This window comes from Klenkia terrae, assembly GCF_037083865.1.
GTDB classification, from domain to species: Bacteria; Actinomycetota; Actinomycetes; order Mycobacteriales; family Geodermatophilaceae; genus Klenkia; species Klenkia terrae.
This window is the reverse complement of the sequence record NZ_JBAPLV010000019.1, coordinates 1-20,791: the sequence shown is the minus strand read 5'-3', so window position 1 is coordinate 20,791 and position 20,791 is coordinate 1. Positions and strand designations below refer to the sequence as shown.

At 75.5% G+C, this 20,791-nt stretch carries 20 protein-coding genes; 13 read left to right on the top strand and 7 right to left on the bottom strand.

The window, feature by feature from the left end; all coding sequences use genetic code 11:
- Nucleotides 1-61: 61 nt before the first annotated feature.
- The gene (locus UXQ13_RS16495; RefSeq protein WP_225233169.1) at nt 62-274 is read right to left on the bottom strand and encodes a DUF3073 domain-containing protein; all 213 of its coding nucleotides are present in this window, start codon (nt 272-274) and stop codon (nt 62-64) included.
- A 183-nt stretch (nt 275-457) separates the two neighbouring features.
- Nucleotides 458-1,528: a Leu/Phe/Val dehydrogenase gene (locus UXQ13_RS16490; protein WP_225233168.1), complete on the bottom strand. Its 1,071-nt coding sequence runs from the start codon at nt 1,526-1,528 to the stop codon at nt 458-460.
- A gap of 60 nt (nt 1,529-1,588) precedes the next feature.
- On the opposite strand from UXQ13_RS16490, the gene UXQ13_RS16485 reads away from it, so the two are divergent.
- The 5 genes from UXQ13_RS16485 (at nt 1,589) to UXQ13_RS16465 (ending at nt 6,703) form a co-directional block, all read left to right on the top strand.
- Nucleotides 1,589-2,350 (top strand): GntR family transcriptional regulator, encoded by a 762-nt coding sequence (locus UXQ13_RS16485; protein WP_225233167.1) that lies wholly within the window; start codon nt 1,589-1,591, stop codon nt 2,348-2,350.
- 95 nt (nt 2,351-2,445) lie between these two features.
- Complete coding sequence (locus UXQ13_RS16480) at nt 2,446-3,417, top strand: substrate-binding domain-containing protein (protein ID WP_225233166.1); 972 nt, start codon at nt 2,446-2,448, stop codon at nt 3,415-3,417.
- The gene (locus tag UXQ13_RS16475; protein ID WP_225233165.1) at nt 3,414-4,457 is read left to right on the top strand and encodes an ABC transporter permease; all 1,044 of its coding nucleotides are present in this window, start codon (nt 3,414-3,416) and stop codon (nt 4,455-4,457) included. Before UXQ13_RS16480 ends, UXQ13_RS16475 begins: the two co-directional genes overlap by 4 nt.
- Nucleotides 4,454-5,248, top strand: a complete 795-nt coding sequence (locus UXQ13_RS16470) for an ATP-binding cassette domain-containing protein (protein WP_225233164.1) — start codon at nt 4,454-4,456, stop codon at nt 5,246-5,248. The genes UXQ13_RS16475 and UXQ13_RS16470 overlap by 4 nt, the downstream gene beginning before the upstream one ends.
- A 168-nt stretch (nt 5,249-5,416) precedes the next feature.
- On the top strand, nt 5,417-6,703 hold the full coding sequence (locus UXQ13_RS16465; protein WP_225233163.1) for a M23 family metallopeptidase: 1,287 nt from the start codon (nt 5,417-5,419) through the stop codon (nt 6,701-6,703).
- Nucleotides 6,704-6,757: 54 nt separating this feature from the next.
- Here the strand turns inward: UXQ13_RS16465 and UXQ13_RS16460 are convergent, their stop codons facing one another.
- Nucleotides 6,758-7,282 (bottom strand): hypothetical protein, encoded by a 525-nt coding sequence (locus UXQ13_RS16460; protein WP_225233162.1) that lies wholly within the window; start codon nt 7,280-7,282, stop codon nt 6,758-6,760.
- An 82-nt stretch (nt 7,283-7,364) separates the two neighbouring features.
- Between UXQ13_RS16460 and UXQ13_RS16455 the strand changes: the two genes are divergently transcribed.
- Both UXQ13_RS16455 and UXQ13_RS16450 read left to right on the top strand, forming a co-directional pair.
- Nucleotides 7,365-8,234: an MBL fold metallo-hydrolase gene (locus UXQ13_RS16455; RefSeq protein WP_225233161.1), complete on the top strand. Its 870-nt coding sequence runs from the start codon at nt 7,365-7,367 to the stop codon at nt 8,232-8,234.
- Nucleotides 8,231-8,830, top strand: coding sequence for a transglutaminase-like domain-containing protein (locus tag UXQ13_RS16450; RefSeq protein ID WP_225233160.1), 600 nt, complete (start codon nt 8,231-8,233; stop codon nt 8,828-8,830). Before UXQ13_RS16455 ends, UXQ13_RS16450 begins: the two co-directional genes overlap by 4 nt.
- A gap of 146 nt (nt 8,831-8,976) precedes the next feature.
- Here UXQ13_RS16450 and UXQ13_RS16445 read toward each other — a convergent pair whose 3' ends face one another.
- The gene (locus UXQ13_RS16445; protein WP_336392562.1) at nt 8,977-11,079 is read right to left on the bottom strand and encodes an HNH endonuclease signature motif containing protein; all 2,103 of its coding nucleotides are present in this window, start codon (nt 11,077-11,079) and stop codon (nt 8,977-8,979) included.
- Nucleotides 11,080-11,552: 473 nt separating this feature from the next.
- On the opposite strand from UXQ13_RS16445, the gene UXQ13_RS16440 reads away from it, so the two are divergent.
- The 4 genes from UXQ13_RS16440 (at nt 11,553) to UXQ13_RS16425 (ending at nt 15,723) form a co-directional block, all read left to right on the top strand.
- Nucleotides 11,553-11,786, top strand: a complete 234-nt coding sequence (locus tag UXQ13_RS16440; RefSeq protein ID WP_336392561.1) for a hypothetical protein — start codon at nt 11,553-11,555, stop codon at nt 11,784-11,786.
- 28 nt (nt 11,787-11,814) lie between these two features.
- Entirely contained in the window at nt 11,815-13,116 is a 1,302-nt protein-coding gene (locus UXQ13_RS16435) for a class I adenylate-forming enzyme family protein (protein WP_336392560.1), read from the top strand.
- On the top strand, nt 13,113-14,696 hold the full coding sequence (locus UXQ13_RS16430) for a GMC family oxidoreductase (RefSeq protein ID WP_225233157.1): 1,584 nt from the start codon (nt 13,113-13,115) through the stop codon (nt 14,694-14,696). Before UXQ13_RS16435 ends, UXQ13_RS16430 begins: the two co-directional genes overlap by 4 nt.
- Nucleotides 14,697-14,778: 82 nt before the next feature.
- A complete protein-coding gene (locus UXQ13_RS16425) occupies nt 14,779-15,723 on the top strand; it encodes a MinD/ParA family ATP-binding protein (protein ID WP_225233156.1) in 945 nt (314 codons plus the stop codon).
- Between the two features lie 3 nt (nt 15,724-15,726).
- Here the strand turns inward: UXQ13_RS16425 and UXQ13_RS16420 are convergent, their stop codons facing one another.
- Nucleotides 15,727-17,436: a right-handed parallel beta-helix repeat-containing protein gene (locus UXQ13_RS16420; RefSeq protein ID WP_336392559.1), complete on the bottom strand. Its 1,710-nt coding sequence runs from the start codon at nt 17,434-17,436 to the stop codon at nt 15,727-15,729.
- A 39-nt stretch (nt 17,437-17,475) separates the two neighbouring features.
- Between UXQ13_RS16420 and UXQ13_RS16415 the strand changes: the two genes are divergently transcribed.
- Both UXQ13_RS16415 and UXQ13_RS16410 read left to right on the top strand, forming a co-directional pair.
- Nucleotides 17,476-18,306: an SseB family protein gene (locus UXQ13_RS16415; RefSeq protein ID WP_225233154.1), complete on the top strand. Its 831-nt coding sequence runs from the start codon at nt 17,476-17,478 to the stop codon at nt 18,304-18,306.
- Complete coding sequence (locus UXQ13_RS16410) at nt 18,303-18,683, top strand: hypothetical protein (protein ID WP_225233153.1); 381 nt, start codon at nt 18,303-18,305, stop codon at nt 18,681-18,683. The genes UXQ13_RS16415 and UXQ13_RS16410 overlap by 4 nt, the downstream gene beginning before the upstream one ends.
- 5 nt (nt 18,684-18,688) lie before the next feature.
- Here UXQ13_RS16410 and UXQ13_RS16405 read toward each other — a convergent pair whose 3' ends face one another.
- Complete coding sequence (locus UXQ13_RS16405) at nt 18,689-19,399, bottom strand: hypothetical protein (RefSeq protein ID WP_225233152.1); 711 nt, start codon at nt 19,397-19,399, stop codon at nt 18,689-18,691.
- Nucleotides 19,396-20,791, bottom strand: a 1,396-nt coding sequence (locus UXQ13_RS16400; RefSeq protein WP_336392558.1) for a type VII secretion protein EccE, incomplete at its 5' end; no start/stop codon positions are given. The genes UXQ13_RS16405 and UXQ13_RS16400, both read right to left, overlap by 4 nt.

The following is a 20,791-nucleotide window of genomic DNA, read 5'->3' as shown; positions in this document are numbered from 1 at the left end:
TGTCGGCAGTGTGTTCGTCGGCAGTGCGGTGGTGCGTTGCTGTGCCCGGCGGCGCAGCGGATCAGCGACTGGCTGCCCAGTCGTCGTCCGCTTCGTCGTCGATCCACCTCGAGGCGATGTCGTCCTCGTCGTCGTCCTTCGCCACCGGGGTGGTGTAGGTCGACGGCTGACCACCGAGTTCCCGCTGCAGAGCAGTCAGGTCGGTGGATGGTGAGCTGTACTTGAGCTCACGGGCCACGCGTGTCTGCTTGGCCTTCGCTCGGCCGCGCCCCATGGCTCGACCCCCTCGTTACGGAGTGGCGGGCGTCCAGCACTGGGCTTGGACGGCCCGTGTGGCGACCCCGACTGAGTGATTGTGTCCGAGGAGGAGCTTACGTCACGGATCGGGGCTCGGCACACGTCCGACCCGCGCGTCCCCCGGACGGGCTGGTCAGAGCGGCCCGGAGTGAGGTGGATCTCAGCCCGGACGGGGCAACCGGATGGTCGCCAACCGGCCGACGGACCGGATCCGGTCCTCGGCGAGCCGGTCGGCGGCGACCGCGGGGGAGACCCCGTCGGCGTCGGCGGCGGCGAAGACCCGGAGGGCGACGTCGAAGATCGTGGTCGCCTTGGCCTCGGCCCGGGCGAAGGAGAAGCCGTGCCGCTCGTCCTCGACCTGGATGACCCCGCCGGCGTTCACCAGGTAGTCCGGGGCGTAGAGGATGCCGCGGTCGGCCAGCAGCTGGGCGGTGCCCTCGTGGGCCAGCTGGTTGTTGGCGCCGCCGCACACGATCTCCGCCGGCAGCACGGCGACGGTCTCGTCGTCCAGCGCGCCGCCGAGGGCGCAGGGCGCGTAGACGTCGTGCGGGGTGCGCACGAGCTCGGCGGTGTCGGCGGCGGTGCGGACGCCGGGGTGCTTGGCCACCACCCGCTGCACCGCGGTCGGGTCCACGTCGGTGACGACGACCGCGGCGCCGTCCTCGACGAGGGAGTCGACCAGCCAGGAGCCGACCTTGCCGACCCCGGCGACGGCGACGGTGCGCCCGGCCAGCGACGGCGAGCCCCACCGGTGCTGCGCCGCGGCCCGCATGCCCTGGAAGACGCCGAACGCGGTGAGCACCGAGGAGTCGCCGCAGCCGCCGTGGGCCAGCGAGCGGCCGTGCGCGAAGCGGGTCTCGCGGGCCACGACGTCCAGGTCGGCGTTGTAGGTGCCCACGTCGCAGGCGGTCAGGTACCGGCCGCCGAGGGACTCGACGAACCGGCCGTAGGCGCGCAGCAGGGCCTCGGTCTTGTGCACCGCGGGGTCGCCGATGATGACGCCCTTGCCGCCGCCGAGGTCCAGGCCGGCCAGGCTGTTCTTGTAGGCCATGGCCTTCGACAGCGCCAGCGCGTCGGTGACCGCGGCCTCCTCGGAGGCGTAGGGGAAGAAGCGCGTGCCGCCCAGGGCGGGGCCGAGGGCGGTGGAGTAGATGGCGATCACCGCCCGCAACCCGGACTCCGGGTCGGCGCAGAAGACGACTTGTTCGTGACCGGAGGCGAGGACGTCCACGCCCGTGACACTACGAGCCGCCCCCGTGCCAGGCTGGTACCCGACACCAGGAGGAACACGATGGGCTCGGTCGAGGGCACCCCCGACGTCGTCGCGGGGCTGGAGCTCGACCGGACCAGCCCGGTGCCGCTGTACCGCCAGGTCGCGCGATACCTCGAGCAGGGCATCGCCTCGGGTCGGCTGCCGCCGGGCACCCGGCTGGACAACGAGGTCGCGCTGGCCGACTCGCTCGGGCTGTCCCGGCCGACCCTGCGCCAGGCCATGCGCTACCTGGTGGAGAAGGGGCTGATCGTCCGCCGCCGGGGCGCCGGCACCCGGGTCGGCCAGCCGCTGGTGCTGCCGGCGCCCGAGCCGACCAGCAGCTTCGACGAGCTGGTGCGGGCCGACCAGGACCCGGTCACCCGGGTGCTCTCGCTGGACGTCGGCCCGGTCGACCCGGAGATCGCCCGCGCGCTGGCCATCCCCGAGGGGATGGACGCGGTGACCGTGGTGCGGCTGCGCTCGGCGGGCAGCGCGCCGATCGCCCGGCTGACCAACTGGCTGCGGGTCGGCCTGCTGGAGCTCGGCACCGAGGAGCTGGAGCGGACCGGGCTGTACGCGCTGATCCGGTCCTCGGGGATCGTGCTGCACTCGGCCAAGCAGGTCATCGGCGCGCGGGCGGCGACCGAGTCGGAGGCCGACCTGCTGGACGAGCAGGTGGGCGGGGTGCTGCTGACGATGGAGCGCACGTCCTACGACCGGTACGGCACCCCGGTGGAGTTCGGCCGGCACGTCTACGTGGCCGGTCGGTACAGCTTCGAGATGAGCCTGCTCACCCCCTGAGAGCGGGGCGTGCCGGCGTCCGGCGGCGAGGCATACATACTCATCCACTGGTATGCCCGGTCGCGGGCGCTGTTGCAACGAGAGGCACCACCACCATGCGCATCACCCGATCGGCCGGCGTCCTCGCCGTCGCCGGTGTCCTGGCCCTGAGCGGCTGCAGCGGCACCGGCCAGGAGGACACGTCGTCCTCGGACTCCGGGTCGGTCGACCTGGACATCGCCGTCATCACCCACGGCGCGCCCGGCGACTCCTTCTGGGACGTCGTCCGCTCCGGCGCCGACCGCGCGGCCGACGACCTGGGCATCACCGTCGACTACAACAGCGACCCCGACCCGACCCGGCAGGCCGAGCTGATCGACAACGCCGTCTCCCAGGGCGTCGACGGCATCGTGGTGTCGATGGCCAACCCCGACGGGCTGCGCGACTCGGTCGAGGCCGCCGTCGCCGCCGGCATCCCGGTCATCACCATCAACTCCGGGCAGGGCCAGTCGGCCGAGTTCGGCGCGATCACCCACGTCGGCCAGGACGAGACCACCGCCGGCCAGGCGGTCGGCACGCGCCTGAACGACGAGGGCCAGACCGGCAAGGTGCTCTGCGTCATCCACGAGGCCGGCAACGTGGGCCTGGAGGACCGCTGCTCCGCGGTCGCCGCCACCTACGGCGGTCAGGTCGAGAACCTGCAGGTCGACGGCACCGACACCGCCCAGGTGCAGGACACCATCCTGTCCAAGCTGCAGTCCGACCCCGACGTCGGCGTGGTGCTCGCGCTGCAGGGCCAGGTCGCGGTCGCCGCGGTCGCCGCCCAGGGCGACGCCGGCACCTCCGCGGAGATCGACACCTTCGACATCTCCTCCGACGTGACCGACGCGATCACCGCCGGGGACATCACGTTCGCCGTCGACCAGCAGCCCTACGTGCAGGGTTACCTGCCGGTCTCCTTCCTCTACCTCTTCGCGACCAACGGCAACGTGGTGGGCGGTGGCCAGCCGGTCAACTCCGGCCCGGCCTTCATCACCCAGGACAACGCCGCCGAGGTCGCCGAGTTCGCCGCCAACGGCACCCGATGAGCACGGTCGCCCCGACCCGGGACGTCGACGGACCGCCGGCCCCCACCGGGCGGGTCACCCGCGTCCTGCGTCGTCCCGAGGTCGGGGCGGCGGTCGCCGCGCTGGCGATCCTGATCTTCTTCACCGCCGTCGCCGACCAGTTCCTCACGCCCTCGGGCGTGGGCACCTGGCTGAACTCGGCGTCCCGGTTCGGGATCATGGCCGTGGCGGTCGCGATGCTGATGATCGGCGGGGAGTTCGACCTCTCCGCCGGCGCGATGACCGGGGCCACCGGGCTGCTCGTCGGCGTCACCACCACCGGCTTCGGGCTCAACGTCTGGGTCGCGGTGCTGCTGGCGCTGGTCGTCGCGCTGGCCATCGGCGCGCTCAACGGCGTGCTGGTGGTCCGCACCGGGTTGCCCAGCTTCATCGTCACCCTCGGCACGTTCTTCGTGCTCCAGGGGCTGGACCTCGCACTGGTGAAGCTGGTCTACGGCCAGGTCGCGGTGCAGGGCTTCGCCAAGGTGCCGAACTTCGACTCGGTCCGGCCGCTGTTCGGCGGCGTGATCGAGGTGGGCGGGGCCAGCATCTCGGTCTCGGTGCTGTGGTTCCTCGCGGTCACCGCGGTCGCGACGCTGGTGCTGCTGCGCACCCGGGCCGGCAACTGGGTCTTCGCCGTCGGCGGGGCGCAGGACAGCGCCCGGGCGACCGGCGTCCCGGTGGCCCGGACCAAGATCGGCCTGTTCATGACCACGGCCGCGGCGGGCTGGCTGGTCGGCATGATCAGCCTGTTCCAGTCCTCGACCGTGCAGTCCTCGACCGGCGTCGGCGACGAGTTCATCTACATCATCTGCGCGGTGGTGGGCGGGTGCCTGCTCACCGGCGGGTACGGCTCGGCGGTCGGTGCGGCGCTGGGTGCGCTGATCTACGGGATGACCCGGCAGGGCGTGGTCTACGCCGGCTGGGACAGCAACTGGCTCTACGCCTTCCTCGGCGTGATGCTGCTGGCCGCGGTGCTGGTGAACAACTGGGTCCGCACGAGAGCGGAGCGCATGCGATGACGACCGACACGACCGCGCCGCTCATCGAGGTCACCGACCTGGGCAAGACGTACGGGTCGGTGGTCGCGCTGCGCGGGGTCACCACGACCGTGCGGGCCGGCCAGGTGACCTGCGTGCTGGGCGACAACGGCGCCGGCAAGTCCACCTTCATCAAGATCCTGGCCGGGGCGCACGAGCACTCCGAGGGCACGTACCGGGTCGACGGGGTGGAGCAGCACATGTCCAGCCCGCGCGACGCGCTGGCGCTGGGCATCGCGACGGTCTTCCAGGACCTGGCCGTCGTCCCGCTCATGCCGGTGTGGCGGAACTTCTTCCTGGGCTCCGAGCTCCGGAAGGGCCCGTTCGGGATGCTGGACGTCGGCCTGATGAAGCAGACGGCGAAGGACGAGATGGCCGCCATGGGCATCGACCTGCGCGACGTCGACCAGCCCATCGGCACGCTGTCCGGCGGCGAGCGGCAGTGCGTGGCCATCGCGCGGGCGGTGCACCTGGGTGCCCGGGTGCTGATCCTGGACGAGCCGACCGCGGCCCTGGGTGTCCGGCAGTCCGGGGTGGTGCTGCGCTACATCGCGGCGGCCCGGGAGCGCGGTCTGGGAGTGGTCTTCATCACCCACAACCCGCACCACGCCTACCCGGTGGGTGACCGGTTCCTGGTGCTCCGCCGGGGTCGCAGCATCGCGGAGCGGGAGAAGGCCGAGGTCAGCCGGGACGAGCTGACCACGCTGATGTCCGGCGGGGCCGAGCTCGACGCCCTCGCGCACGAGCTGGAGCGCGATCCCCTCCTCGGCTGACGGGGGATTCAAGCTGCTCCGGTTCCGTGTCGATGGGAGTGGGACAGCAACGCACGGGTCGTGACGGACCAGTCCAGGCTGCCTCGGCGTGTTGCGCGTGTGACTCGTGGGGCGGGTGGGACAGTCCAGCGGCTCGTACGCCATCCCTCTTCCCCAGGGAGCGCCACCATGCCGCAGCACCCGCTGCGCACCACGCTCGTCGCCGTCCTGGCGTCCGCCGTCGTCGTGCTCGGCCTCGCCGGGCCTGCCGCGGCGGCCCCGCCGGCCCCGGGCAACCCCAGCGACGGCGAGATCACCGCGGCCCAGGCCGCCCAGGACGCGGCCGCGGCCGAGGTCGGTCGGATCGCCGGTCTGGCCGCCGCCGCCCAGGCCCAGCTCGAGCAGGCCCAGGTGCAGGCCGAGTCGGCCGGCATCGCCTACGAGGTGGCCCAGGAGGCCCTCGCGGTCGCCCAGGCGGCCGCCGACCAGACCGCCGCGCAGCTGGCCGCTGCCACCGCCGAGGTGACCGCCGCGCAGGGCCGCATCTCGGTGTTCTCCCGCGACAGCTACATGGACGGGACCGCCCTCACCACCACCGCGGCCCTGCTGGACGCCGCCGGGCCGGGTGAGCTGATCCAGCGGGCCGCGCTGCTGGACTGGGTCGCCGAGAACCAGGTCGACGTCCTCGGCGAGCTCGAGGTGGCCCAGGTGGCCCAGGCCAACGCCGACTCCGCCGCCCGCCAGGCCCGCGACCAGCAGGCCGCCGCCGAGCAGGCCGCGGCCGACGCCAAGACCACGGCCGACAGTCAGGTCGCCTCCCAGCAGTCGGTGTTCGCCTCGGTGAGCGCCGAGAAGGCCGACTACGACGCGCAGCTGCAGGCCGCGCAGATCCAGCTGCTGTCCCTGCAGGGCGCCCGCAACGCCTACCAGGCATGGGTGGACCAGAAGGCCGCCGAGGAGGCCGCCGCGGCCCGCGCCCAGCAGGCCGCCGCGGCCGCCGCCGCTGCGGCCGCCGCCTCCGCCCGCAACGCGGCCGCGGCCTCGTCGTCCTCGGGCTCGGGCTCGGCCCAGGCCGGGTACGTGCTGCCGGCCGCCGGCCGGACCAGCAGCTGCTTCGGCGCTCGCTGGGGCACCACGCACAACGGGGTGGACATGGCTGCCCCGATCGGGACCCCGGTCTACGCCGCGACCGCCGGGACCGTGCAGCGCGCCGGTCCCGCGACCGGCTTCGGCTACGCGGTCTACATCCTGGGAGCCGACGGGGCGGTCACCGTGTACGGCCACATCAGCCGGTACTACGTCTCTGCCGGGCAGCGGGTGCAGGCCGGTCAACAGATCGCCGACGTGGGCAACGAGGGCCAGTCGACCGGTCCGCACCTGCACTTCGAGGTGCACCCCAACGGGGCGATGTACAGCGGGGCGATCGACCCCGTGCCGTGGATGTCCGCCCGCGGTGTCTCGATCCGCGGCTGCTGAACGCACGAGGCCCGGTCCCCCGAGGGGGGATCGGGCCTCGTGCGTCGTGGTGGGTCAGCTGGTCGGCGAGGCGCTCTCGGTGGGGACGTCGCAGTTGGCGGTCACGTAGGTCTCGACCTGTGCCTGCGCGTCGGTGGCCGTGGTCTGCAGCTGGGTGAACTCCGCGACGAAGGCCTGCTGGCCCTCCGGGGTGTTCAGGTCCAGGCCCTGGACGTTGGCCACGGCGGTGTCCAGCGCGCCGGTCAGGACGCCCCAGGGCTCGCTGATCTCGGCCGGGGGCTCGATGGCGTCCAGGCGGGCGGAGGCCTCGGCGAACAGGGCCGGGATGGTGGAGGGGTCGGCGCTCGTGGTCGCGGACTGGAGGTCGGCGAAGGCACCCTCAGCCTCGCTGCAGAACGCGGCGGCCTCGCTGTCGTCGCCACCGGACTCCTCGCTGGAGCTGGGGGCCGCGGCGGAGGAGGACGAGCTGGAGCTGCCCTGGGCGGTGGTCTCGTCGTCGGAGCCGCCACCGCACGCGGTGAGCAGGGCGAGGGCGGCAGCCGCGGAGAGGGTCGTCTTCAGGGTCGTCGTCAGGCGCATGGGTCCAGGCTACGGACCAGCTGTGCCCCCGGACGGGTGGCGTGGCCGACCCGGGGGCGTCCGGGCTGGCTACCGTCGTGCCGTGGACGCCCCCGTCGATCCCCGCCGCAGCTGGTCGCTGCCTGCCCCCGGTGAGCTGCCCCGGACGGCCGAGCCCGAGCCGCTGGTGACCCGGGTGCTGGCCCCGAACCCCTCGCCGATGACGCTGGACGGCACCAACACCTACGTGGTGGGGGCGCCCGGCAGCGGTCAGGTGGTCGTGGTCGACCCGGGGCCCGACGACCCGGTGCACCTGGCCGCGGTGCGCGAGGTGCTGGCGGCGCGGGCCGCCGAGGTGGTCGCGGTCCTGGTGACCCACCACCACGGGGACCACGCCGAGGCGGCCCTGCCGTGGGCGGCGCGGTTCAGCGTGCAGGTGGCGGCGGGTTCGGCCGAGGTGGCCGGGCCCGACGGGCGGGTGCTCGCCGACGGGGACACGGTCACCCTCGCCGGGACGTCGCTGGCCGTCGTCGCGACCCCGGGGCACACCCGGGACCACCTGGCCTTCCGGACCGAGACGGGGTCGGTGCTGGTCGGGGACCACGTGCTGGGCCGGGGGACGTCGGTGGTCACGCACCCCGAGGGCGACGTGCTGGCCTACCTGGACTCGCTGCGCCGGGTGCACCGGCTCGGGCCGGCGGCGCTGTACTGCGGGCACGGGCCCGAGCTGACCGAGGACGTCGGGTCGGTGCTGGAGTTCTACGCGGCGCACCGGGCCTACCGGGAGTTCCAGCTGCTGGAGGCCCTGCTCGGCGGGGACCGGACGGTCGCCGAGCTGGTCGCCCACGTGTACGCGGAGGTGCCGCGCGCGGTGTGGCCGGCCGCCGAGCAGTCGACCCGGGCGACGCTGGCCAAGCTGTCGGCGACCGGCCAGGTCGTGTGCGGTGCGGGGGACAACTGGCGGGTGGCGTGATCGCCGACCTGCGGACCGGTGCGCCGGAGGGCTACCTCGCCGGTGACGACGTGGTCGACCTGGACCACCCGGTGGTGCGGGCGCTGCACGACCGGTTGGCCGCCGACGGCCCGGACGACGCGACCTACGCCCGACGCGCCTTCGAGCACGTGCGGGACCGGGTGGCGCACTCCTCCGACGTCGACGACCCACGGGTGACGGTCCGGGCCTCCGAGGTGGCCGAGGCGGGCGTGGGGCTCTGCTACGCGCAATCGCACCTGCTGGTGGCGCTGCTGCGGTCGCGCGGGATCCCGTCCGGTCTCTGCTACCAGCGGCTGGCCGACGGCTCCGGCGGGCACGTCGTGCACGGCCTGGCGGCGGTCTGGGTGGACCGGCGGTGGCACCGGCTGGACCCGCGCGGGGTGGACGTGCCGTTCGACTTGGTGCGCGAACGGCTGGTGTACGTCCCGGACCCCGGCCTGGGCGAGCGGGACGTCCCGGGTGTCTTCGCCGCGCCGGTCGTGGAGGTGCTGGCCCCGCTGCGGTCGGTGACCGATGTCCGCCGCGCCCGGCTGGCCCACGACGTGCCGTCGATGATCGGGGATCGCTGCCCCTGACCGGGCATCCCACCCCGAGCCCGCCGGGCTGTCCAGGCCGGAGGAACGTCCGTCGTGGCCGGGGTTCTCCGACGTGCCGCCCGGCCTCGGATTGCTCCGTCGACTCCGGTGCCCCCGTCGTGCCGCCCGGCTGCGGATCCGGACGGTCAGAAGGGTGGGGGGTCCGCGCTGGGATCGCTGCCCTCTGCGGCTCGGTGCTCGGCGGCCCGCTCGGCGGAGTCGGTCGAGACGTGGTCGCCGCGCTGGGTCTCGTCGGCTCGACGAGCGAGGGCGGCGTCGAGCTCGGCCTCGATCTCGGCGGCCAGGCGCGCGCGGTCGGCGGCTGCTGCTCGGCGTTCGGCTCGCTGTTCAGGCGTCGGGGATCTGAACCGCTGGGGGGTGGGCCCGAGGAGGTCGGTGAGGGTGTGGAGGTGGGTGGGTGTCGACATGTCGACCTGGGCGATGCCGGCGGGTCGGGTGGTGCGGGTGCGTCCGCCGGGTGGGGTGACGTGCAGGGTGCCGTCGGGGTCCATGGCGAAGACCCAGCCCGGTGCGTGGGTCTTGAGCCGGTGGTGCCTGCGGCACAGGCACACCAGGTTGGTCACGCAGGTCGGGCCGCCGGCGGTGGGGTCGTCGTGGTCGCGGGGGATGACGTGGTCGAGGTCGACGTACTCGGCTGTCCGGGCACAGCCGGGGAACCGGCAGTGTCGGTCGCGGGCTTTGACGAACCTGATCTGGGCGGCGGTGGGGACGTAGTTGTCGATGGCCGGTGGTGGTCCGAGTCCGGTGCCGCGGCGGAGGGCGGCGCGGGCGTCGGCGGGGGTGATGAGGGCGCGCAGGCGGCCGGTGGCATCCACGATCTCGAACCACACGTCCCCGCCCCGGACCCGACCACGGGCACCGGAGGCCAGGAGCGCGTCGTAGCGGGCCAGCAGCTCGGCCACCGCGACCGGGGACACCGGCAGCCCACCGATCTCACCGACCCCGGAACCAGCGCCGCGCTCGTGCTCGCCGTGCCCGTGCCCGTGCCCGTGCCCGTCATCCTGCTCGTGCTCGTGCTCGCTGAGCTCGTGTTCGTGCTGCTTGTCGTGCTCGCCCTGCCCCTCAGGCCCCTCAGGCCCGTCGTGGCCGGCTCGTCGGGGTCTGCTGCTCGTGCTGCCCGCCGGTGCCGGCCGGTCATTGCGTCCGTCGGTGCCCGGCTCGGACGCCGTATCGACGTGTGGACCGCCCTGAGAGCCGCCGCCGGCGGTCGGTGCGGCAGACCCGGGGGGTGCGCCCAGCGAGCCCAGGCCGTCGAGGTCGGCCAGCTCCACCCGCATGGCGAGTTGCCAGCGGGCGCGGGCGACGTCGTCGGGGAGTGCCTCCCAGGGGCGGAGGACCAGCTGCCGGTGCGCATCGACCCGCAGCTGGCCGATGGGGCGGCGGTCACCGGCCTTGCGCATCGTGGCGGCCATCGCATCGACCACTGCCTGCATCTGTGCGGCATCGGCGGCGTCGAGCAGGTCTGCCCGGAACCCGGCGAGGCCGTCGCCGCAGCCGACGGTGGTGACGTTCTGCTTCTTCTTGCGCCGCTCGGCCCGGCGGTCGGCCTCTGCGGGGTCCGCGGCGATCAATGCGCCACCGATCCGGTCGGCCAGCGGGGTGGGGCCGATGCCTTCACCGATCCACCGCAGTCCTTGCCGGGCGATGTCGTCCACCAGGTCGTCGGCCAGGTCGCCGCCGGCGGATTGCTTGCGGTGGGCGAGGGCGTCGACGAGCACCTGGCAGCGGCGGACGTCGATGACCCCGTCGGCCAGCGCCTCCCACACCTGCGGCAGCTGCTCCACCAGCACCCGCTGTTTGTCGACCAGCGACACCGCCGAGCTAACCCCGATGCCCAGCACGACGGCGACCTCGTCGGCGACCCAGTCGTCGGGCCGGTCGGCGTCGGCCGGGTCATTGCGGCGGCTGCCGGGCAGCGGTTCTTGCGCCGGTTGCAGCTCGGCCAGGCGGGCGATCGCTGCAGCCTGCAGGGCGTGCAGCTGCGCCTGGGCGTCGGCGACGTCGCGCAGCACGGCGTGCACCCTGGCCCGGCCGGTGTCGGGGGTGACCAGCAGCTCGGACAACCGGGTCGATCGCAGGGTGGCACCCGCGGGCGCGAGGCCGGCGGCGATGCGGGTCGCCTGCTCGGCCTCCAGCACCGCCGCGTGGGCGGCGGCTGACGCGAAGACCTCGACCTGGGCAATGCCCACCGACAGCCCCATCCGGGTCCCGACCACCTGCTGCTGCACCGCCACCACCTCCTCGCGCTGTTCGAATATGTGTTCGAAGTCTACCGGGCCTGATCAGCCCGAGCAAGATAAATCCGCAGCTCAGAAGGTTGTCCACAGGCTGTCGACCCGGTGTCTGAGGTAGCTGCGATGCTGGGGTGCCGGGTTGCGCGGGGGCCATCGGGGACCGCAGCGACGAGCGCCTGCGCCGCCCCGAGCCTTCCCGTGCGTCCCTGCAGCGACGGACGCCTGCACCGCCCCGAGCCCTCCCCTGCGTCCCTGCAGCGACGGCCCGCGCGGGAGGTCGTGAGGGAAGGTCCGCCGCGGAAGACGGAAGGCGGAAGGCGGCAGGCGCAGGCGGCAGGGCCCTCCAGGACGGCAACCGCGACGACGGTGGGAGGTCGTGAGGGAAGGTCCGCCGCGGAGGGCGGCAGGCGGCAGGCGTATGCGCAGGCGGCAGGGTTCGCCAGGAGGGTGACCGCGACGAAGGCGGGATGCCAGACTCGGCCATGGTGTTCTGGGCTGCGGTGGTGGGCGTGCTCGTCGTCCTGCTGGTGGTCGGCTGGTCGATGGACCGGGCGGTGCGCAAGCGAGGATCCACGGTCACCCACTCCGGCGACATCTCGTACCAGGCGCGCGAGGGCCGGCGGGACGCCGAGGTGCTCGGCAACGCGCACAACCACGACGTGTCCTGGAGCAGCTGGAGCCGGCGCAACGGCCGTCGCTGAACCGCGTGGCCCGTGCGAGGGTGCAGGGATGAACGAGGTGCCCGTCGTCCGGGCGGCGGACAGCACGGCCGCCCAGCGGCGGGTCGCCGGCGCGCTGGCCGACCGCGGCATCGGCCGGGGGGACCGGCTCGTCGTCTCCGCGACCGCCTCGCCGGAGCTGCTGGCCGTCGTCCTCGGGGCGCTGCGGACCGGCGTCGTCCCCGTGGTGCTGGACCCGGCGCTGCCGGCCGCCGAGCGGGCCGAGCTGGTCGCCGACGCCGACCCCGCGCTGGACGTCGGCGACGACCCCGGGCAGCTGCTCGGCGACACCGAGGCCGACCTCGCCCCGTTCCCGCTGGCCCGGCCGATGCACTACACCTCGGGCACCACCGGACGGCGCAAGGGCGTGTGGTCCGGCGTCCTGGCCGACGACGACGCCCGCGCCCTGGCCACCGAGGAGATCAACCTCTGGGGCTTCGGCCCGGACGACCGGCACCTGGTGCTCTCCCCGCTGCACCACTCCGCGCCGCTCCGGTTCGCCGCGCACACCCTGCTCGCCGGGGGCGAGGTGCTGCTGCCCGGGCCGTTCGACGCAGCGCGCGCCGCCCGCACCATCACCGACCAGGCCCCCACCACGACCTTCTGCGTGCCGACCCACCTGCAGCGGCTGCTCCGCGAGGACGTCGACTGGTCCAGCTTCCGGCTGCTCGCCCACGCCGGCGCCCCCTGCCCGGAGCCGGTCAAGCGGGCGGTCGTCGCGGCCCTCCCCGACGGCGCCGTGCACGAGTTCTACGGGTCCACCGAGGCCCAGTTCACCGTCTGCACGACCGAGGACTGGCTGGCCCGCCCGGGCAGCGTCGGCCGTGCCCGCCCCGGCCGCACGCTGTCCACCGACGAGCGCGGCCAGCTGTGGTGCGCCGTCCCGCGGTGGGCCCGGTTCGAGTACTGGCGCGCGCCGGAGAAGACCGCGGCCGCCTGGGACGGCGACTGGGTCACCGTCGGCGACCTGGGCCGGGTGGACGACGACGGCACCGTCTGGTTGGACGGCCGCCGCGAGGACCTGGTCATCTCCGGCGGGGTCAACGTCTACCCGGCCGAGGTCGAGGCGGTGCTCGACGCGCACCCCGGGGTCGTGGAGTCCGCCGTGTTCGGCGTCCCGGACGACGACTGGGGCCAGCGGGTCGTCGCGGCCTACGTGGGGACGGCGACCCCCGACGAGCTGGCCGCCTGGGCGCGGGAGCGGCTGGGCCCGGCCAAGCGCCCCAAGTCGACACGTCGACTCGACGAGCTCCCGCGCACCTCCACCGGCAAGGTCCGCCGCCTCGACCTCCCGGGTGTCCTCGGGCTGTGACCGACGTCGTCGTGGTGGGCGCCGGGTCCGCCGGGTGCGCGCTGGCCGCGCGCCTCGTGGACGCCGGTCGCTCGGTGCTGCTGCTGGAGGCCGGCACCGACCACCGCCGTCCCGAGGACTTCCCGGCCACGATCCGGGAGGCCGCCACCATGGGGGCCGCCGTCCCCGGGCACCCGGCCAACTGGGACCTCACCGGCGAGCTGACCGACGGCGTCCGCTGGCCGGTGCCGCGCGGCAAGGTGCTCGGCGGCTCCAGCGCGCTCAACGGCACCTACTTCATCCGGGCCACGCGGGAGGACTGCGACGGCTGGGCCGCCCTCGGCAACGACCTGTGGTCCGCCGACGCCCTGCGCCCGGCGTTCGACCGCAGCGAGGCCGACCCGCTGCACGGCACCACCGGCCCGCTGCCGGTCAGCCGGGTCACCGACCCGCACCCGATCACCGACGCCTTCACCGCGGCCTGCCTCGAGCTGGGCTTCCCGGCCGAGCCGGACAAGAACGCCGACGCCCCGCCCGGGGTGGGGCCGGTGCCGCTGAACGTGCGCGACGGCGTCCGGGTGAACGCCGCGATGGCCTACCTGTCGCCCCGCCGGGACTCCCCGGGGCTCACCGTCCGCGGCGACAGCCCCGTCGTCCGCGTGCTGGTGGAGCACGGCCGGGCGGTCGGCGTGCGCACCGCCGACGGCACCGAGCACCGGGCCGCGGAGGTCGTGCTGAGCTGCGGGGCGGTCGGCACCCCGCACCTGCTGATGCTGTCGGGCATCGGACCGGCCGACGCGCTGCGGGCGGTCGGGGTCGACGTGCTGGCCGACGTCCCCGGCGTGGGCGCCGACGTCACCGACCACCCCGACCTATACGTCACCTGGTCACCCACCCGTCGGACGCCGATGCCCCGCGGCATGCTGCCGCTGACCACCGCGCTGAACACCCCCGACCACCTCGAGGTCATGCCCTGGCTCAAGCCGTTCTCGAAGGTGATGCTGTCCCGCTCCGACGGGCACGCCCTGTCCGGGCTCGCGGAGGTGCTGCGCCGGCCGGGGGCCACCCTCCGGGCGCTGCGCGGGACCTCGCCGGCCAAGGTCTGGCAGCAGGCCCGCACCCGCGACGACCTGTACCTCGGCGTCGCGCTGCAGGCCGAGGACAGCCGCGGGACGGTCGGCCTGACCAGCGCCGACCCGTCGGTCCAGCCGCGCATCCGGTACCGCTACCTGTCGACGGCGACCGACCGGGAGCGGATGCGCCGGGCGGTCCGGCTGGCCGCCGACCTGCTGGGCACCGGCGCGATGGCCGGACTGGTGCAGGGGCGCACCGACCTGCCCGACGACGTGCTGGCCGACGACGCCGCCCTCGACCGCTGGACCCGGGCGCACCTGGCGACCGCCATCCACCTGTCCGGCAGCGCGCGGATGGGGCCGGCCGGTGACCCGGGTGCCGTGGTCGACCAGCACCTGCGGGTCCGCGGGGTCGAGGGGCTGCGGGTGGCCGACACGTCGGTGCTGCCCACCGTGCCCACCCGGGGCCCGGCGGCCACCGCGGTGGCCGTCGGCGAGCGGGCCGCGGAGCTGATGACCGAGCTGTGACCCGGACGAGTGCGTCGGGGCCGCGGACGGACGGGGCGGCGTCGTATCTTGACCGCATGTGGTCCGAGGAGTTCCTGGCACCGTGAGCTCGCCGTACCCCCCGATGCCCTACTCCGGCCAGCACGGAGCCCCGCACCTCGACCCCGGTGTCGCCGGCCTGGACGCCCCGCGCCCGGCGCCGCGCCGCCGGCTGTTCGGCCGTGGCCTGGCCGAGGGCGAACCCACCCCCAGCAACGCCGACCTCACCGCCTGGACGGCGTTCCTCGGGACGCCGGTGCCCTCGCCGCGGCGGGTCGGCGTGATCGCGCTCAAGGGCGGCGTCGGCAAGACCACCCTGTCGGTCCTGCTGGCCAGCACCATCGCCCGCTCCCGGCAGGACCCGGTGCTGCTGTTCGACACCGACACCACCTTCGGGTCGCTGGCGCTGCGCACCGGCGTCCCGCTGCAGGCCTCGGCCCACGAGCTGGCCGCGGCCGGCGACCCGGGCCGGTTCGAGGTGCTCGCCGGGGCCCTGGCCCGCTCGGCCGACGGCGCGTGGGTGCTGCCCAGCGGCCGGGACCCCGAGCAGAGCGCGGCGCTCACCGAGGACGTCTACGTCCAGGCGATGAACGCCGTCTTCCGGCACTTCGCGGTGATGGTGACCGACTGCGGCGCCGGGCTCGCCACCCCGCTCATGCGCCGGGTGGTCAGCGGCTGCCACAGCCTGGTGCTGGCCACCTCGCCCAGCGTCGACGGCATGCTGGCCGCGCACAACGTGCTGCGCTGGCTGCGCACCAGCGGCTTCGAGGCGCTGGCCGACCGGAGCATCGTCACCGTCACCAACGTGCCGGCCGGCGGGGCGGCGATCGACCTCGCCGAGGCCCGCGCCCGGTTCGCCGGGCTGGCCGGGGACTTCCTCTCGGTGCCGGCCGACCGGCACCTGGCCACCGGCAGCCAGCTGCGTCTGGAGCTGCTGGACCACCGCACCCGGGCGGCCGCCGTCCGGCTGGCCGCCTCGGCGTTCGGGGCGTCGCTGGCCACGAGCTGACGGCTACGAGCTGACGGCGATCGCCACGTCGTCGGCGGTGATGGTCTGCAGCTGGGCCACCGTCGGGCGCTCGCCGAGCTGGCGCAGCCGGGCCGACTGCACCTTGCGCAGCTTCTCGAACAGCTTGCGGGCCTCGCGGGCGTTGCCGAAGTCGGCCCCGCGCTGCACCCCGGCGAAGTGGTCGTGCAGCAGGGGGACGGCGGCGTCGTCCAGCAGGTAGTCCCCGGCGCTGATCATCCGGGTGATGATCAGGGTCAGCTCCTCGGGCCCGTAGTTCTCGAACTCCACGGTCTTGACGAACCGCGACGCCAGGCCGGGGTTGGCCTCCAGGAACTGGATCATCTCGGCGGTGTAGCCCGCCGCGATCACCGCGAGGGTGTCCCGCCGGTCCTCCATGAGCTTGACGATCATGTCCACGGCCTCCTGGCCGAAGTCGTTGCCGCCGCCCCCGGCCTGCCGGGTGAGGGTGTACGCCTCGTCGAGGAACACCACCCCGCCGGCGGCCTCGTCGAACACCGCGGCGGTCTTCTCCGCCGTGTGCCCGATGTACTGGCCGACCAGGTCCCGCCGGGAGACCTCCTTCAGCGGGCCGCCGGGCAGGGCGCCGAGCGCGGCCAGCAGCTGCCCGTAGATCCGCCCGACCGTGGTCTTGCCGGTCCCGGGCGCCCCGGCGAACACCAGGTGGTGGCTGGCGCCGCCGACCGCGAGCCCGGCGCTGCGCCGCCACTCGTTGACCTGGATCTCGTCGATCATCGAGCGGACCTCGGCCTTGACCCCCTCCAGGCCGACCATCGCGTCGAGCTCGGCGAGCAGCTCCTCGACCCGCTCGGGGTCACCGCCGGCCGAGCCGTCGGACCCGACGCCCGCCGCGGCGGCCGTGGCCGCCTCGACGACGGTGACGTCGGCGTCCGGGTCCACGTGCACGCCCGGCTCGGCGGTGCGCTCGGTGCGGCAGCCCTCGACCCGGCCGGCCGTGCCCGCCGCGAAGTCGATGCCCACCCCGCCGGTCCCGCGGACGGCGCACCGCTGCAGCACTGCGGTGCTGCCCGAGGCCACCGCGATCCCGGTGCCGCCGCTGCCGGTGATCTCGCAGGAGACCAGCGTCGGCCGCGCCGACTGGTACAGGTACACCCCGCGGGCACCGCTGTCGCGGACCACGCAGTCGCGCAGCTCCGGGTCCGCGCCCAGCCGGACGACGACCCCGTCGTCGGCGGACCCGGTGATCGTGGTCTGCACGACCGTTCCGCCGCTGTCCTCCACGACCAGGCCCTGCGCCCCGCCGACGAGCACGCACCCGGTGACGATCAGCCGGCTGCGGTCGGTGGCCCGCAGGGCGGCGCCGACGCCGGCCTCCAGGCGGCAGGCCTCGACGACCAGCTCGGCGTCGACGGCGTCCAGGACGTGCCCCTCGTCGGCGGTCAGCACCAGCCCGCGCAGGGTCAGCCGGCCGCCGTGCACCCGGACGGTGGGGTCGTAGCCCCGGCCGGTCAGCCGGACGGCGCCCTCGGCGGGTGCGTCGGTGCCCTCGCCGACGGCCGCGGTGGCCGACGGGTCGGCCTCCAGCACCAGGGCCCGGCCGCGGAGGTCGAGCTCGCCGACGTGCTCGCCGGACGACAGGACCACGGTGTCGCCGTCGGCCGCGTCGAGGAGCGCCTCGGCGAGCGTCGGGTAGCTACCGGGACGGGTGGCGGACACCTGCAGGCGTGGGCTCATGGGGCTGCTGACGGTACCGGAGCCCTAGGCTGGGGACCGATGGACGACGAGCAGCCGCCGGTCGACGACCTCCCGTTCGCCGAGCTGTGGGCCTTCGCCGCCGAGTCCGGGGACGAGGCCGCCCGACTGGCGCTGCTGCGCGGCGCCGACCTGGTCGTGCCGGCCAGCACGGACGGCGCGGCCTCCTGGCCGCTGGCCCAGTCGGAGGGTCGGGACTGGGTCACGGTCTGGACGTCGCCCGAGCTCATGGCGGCCGGCGCGCCGGCCGGTCCCTGGCAGGTGGCCTCCTTCGCCGAGCTGGTGCTGCACTGGCCGGACCCGGCCTGGGGCCTGGCCGTGGACCTCGGCACCCCGCACCCGCTGCTGCTGGAACCGGGCACGGTCTCCCGGCTGCTGGCCCCCGACCTGGCCGACGAGGTGGCGGCCGCCCCCGGCGAGGTGGTCTGGGTGCAGCAGGTGGTCCCGATCGCCGGCATCGACCCGCTGCTGCACGAGCGGGACGCCCGTGCCTCGGGCCAGGTGCAGCGCGCCGCGGACCTCGAGCACGTCGGGGCGCCGACGGTGCTGCTGCAGGCCCTGGGACGGGCGGACGAGGAGCTCGCGCTGGTCACCGACGAGGGATCGGTGCACCTGCTGCGCTGGCCGGTCCTGGGCGCCGGGCTGTACGGCGTCGACCGCGACGCCATGGGCCTCGGGCCCGGCCGGACGACGCCGGTGCGCGAGTACCGGGTGGACCAGGTCGCCCTGCCGCACGGCGCGGGGCTCGTGGAGCTGGACCGGCACGGCGCGGAGACCCAGCGCGCCCGCTACGACGCCCTGCACGGCCGGTGGCGGCTGCTCGTGCCGGTGCCGGCGGGGGAGCGGGCATGAGCTGGCGGGCCCGGGTCGAGGGCGAGGAGCACCGGGCGGCGCCGGAGCTGCGGGCGGACGGCTGGTGGGTCTGGCTGCTGTCCCCATCCGAGCGACCGGGCTTCGTCCCCGGCCCGGCCGCCGGGGAGTGGGTCCGCGAGCTGCCGCTGGCCGGGTGCGAGGTGCTGGTGCACCTGCGCCGGGTCGGCACCTGGCGCGGCGCGGACTGCGCCGTGGTCGACGAGCGGGGCACCGAGCTGCTGCTGCAGCACCTCGGCACCGGCGCGCCGGCCCGGGCACTGGGGTTCGAGCAGGTCGAGCGCGGGGTGCACCGGCGCTGGGTCCCGGCCGACGAGGTGCGGGGCGTGCGCGAGGAGCAGACCCTCGCCGCTGGCTGACCGGGTCAGCCGCGGCCGGTGGCGGCGCCGACGAGCCACTGCTCGACGCCGGTGACCCGGTGCTGCACCTGCACGACACCGGCCCGCGAGGCCAGCAGCAGGGCGTCGTCCCGGCCGGTGGACCGCAGCAGCGTCTCGTCCAGGTTGAGCACCCGCGCGAGCTGCCGGGCCTCGGTGCGGGACAGCGGCCGGGAGACCACGACGTCCGCGGAGCCGAGCGCGCCGCGGCCCCACTCGTGCGTGCTGTCCACGCAGGTGAGCACCGCCGACCAGCGCCCGGCCCGGCGGGAGTCCCCCGCGGCCGCGGCGTCGCCGTCCAGCACGAGCAGGCGGGGCCGGCCGGGCGTGCCCGGCTGCTCGTCGCCGGCCGGTGCCTGGCGGCCGCGGTCGTGCGGGACCACCACGACCTGGCCGTCGGCGGCGGCCAGCCGGACCAGCGCCGTCCACGCCGAGGGGCGGTCGGACTCGATGCTGACCACGGCGCCCAGGGCCATCGCCCGCAGCACGAGCCGCTGCACCAGACCCAGCCCGCCCAGGCACACCGCGGCGGTCGGCTCGGACCGGAACAGGCTCAGCACGACCGGCAGGCCGGCGTCGTCCACGCCGACGACCAGCCCGCCGCCGCCGACGAGCGACCGGGTGCCGGCGGCCGTGGTCGCGGTGGCCGGGAGCACCTCGAGGGCGGGCACCGGCAGGGTGCCGGGTTCGCCGCTCACCGGAGGAACCCGCCCAGGGGGAGGGTGGCGGCGACGCCGGCGCGCTGCCGGCCGTCCAGCCGCCGCAGCACACCCGCGCCCACGGCGCCGGCCAGCACCTCGGGCCCGGTGCCCCCGTCGGGCACGACGGTCCGCAGCGTGACCTGGGTGTCGACGAAGCCGTCGTCACCCCGGCGGGCGGCCACGGCCAGCATGGTCGCGGTACCGGCGGCGAGGGTGCGCTCGCGCAGCTCGGCGACCGCGGCGGGGAGCTCGGACACCCGGTCGGCCGGCAGGTCGAGCGCGCTGGTCACGCACCGGTGGCCGCCGGCCGACCAGCTGGACCAGCGCTCGTGCACGGCGGGGGCGGGCCCGACCTGGTCGCCGAGCAGGCCGAGCACCCCGGTCACGGCGTCCTCGGGGGCGAGCGGGACGGCCCGCAGGCCGGCCTTGCGCAGCCGCCGCACCACCCGGCGGGCGGCGTTGGCCAGGTCGGTGCGCAGGGCCGGGTCCTCGTCGTCGGCCCCGCGGAGCACCTGCACGGCGACCCAGCAGCGGGAGACGGCGGGCACCCGCCCACCGGTCAGCTCCCGGTAGGACAGGGCGGCTGGTCCCTCGCCGACGCCGGCCGGGTGGACCTGCTCGAGCACCTGCAGGGTGAACCGGGTGCCGCCCTCGTCCGCGGCCGGCAGCAGGGCGGTGACCGGCGGCAGGACGACGGTCCGCGCCAGGTAGGGCCGGTCCCCGGTCGAGGTGACCTCCACCGCCACGGACAGCCCGCCGTCGTGCACCCACAGCGCGGCCGGGACGCCGTCGAGGTCCAGCTGGTCCAGCCAGCCGCCGTCGACGACCGCGTCGAGCACGGCCTCCGCGAGGCGGGGTGCCGGGGCCTGCGCGGGCAGGGTCCGGCGACGCCGGCGCAGCCCGTGCCGGAGGCGGAGGCCGGCCCACTCGTAGCCCCAGCGGCCCGACCAGCGGGTCAGCGACAGGGCCAGGACGGCGACCACCGAGACGGCGACCGGCACCAGCACCGGCCAGGGCTGGCGGTGTGCGGCGACGGCGGCGACCAGGGCGATCTCGACGGCGACGACCTGCCCGGCGCGCAGGCGGCCGGTCCGGGTACGGCGGCGGGGCCGGGGGTCCTCGGGGGTGGGCCGCCGACGGACGGTGCCGGGGGCGGCGACGGGTTCGCCGTCGGCGGCCGCGCGGGCCCGGGCCTGGGCGGCGGCCGCGGCGCGGACGGTGGCACCGGGTGCGGCGAGGGCCGTCCCGGCCACGGTCGCCCGGGCGGCCGTGGCACCGCGACCGGCCAGGTCGTGGGCGGGGGCGGCCGCGGCCGGGTCGGCCCCGCCGGCGTCGGCGGCGGTGTCGGCCGGTGCGCTGCACCCGGCCGCGGGCGGGGCTGACTCGGGC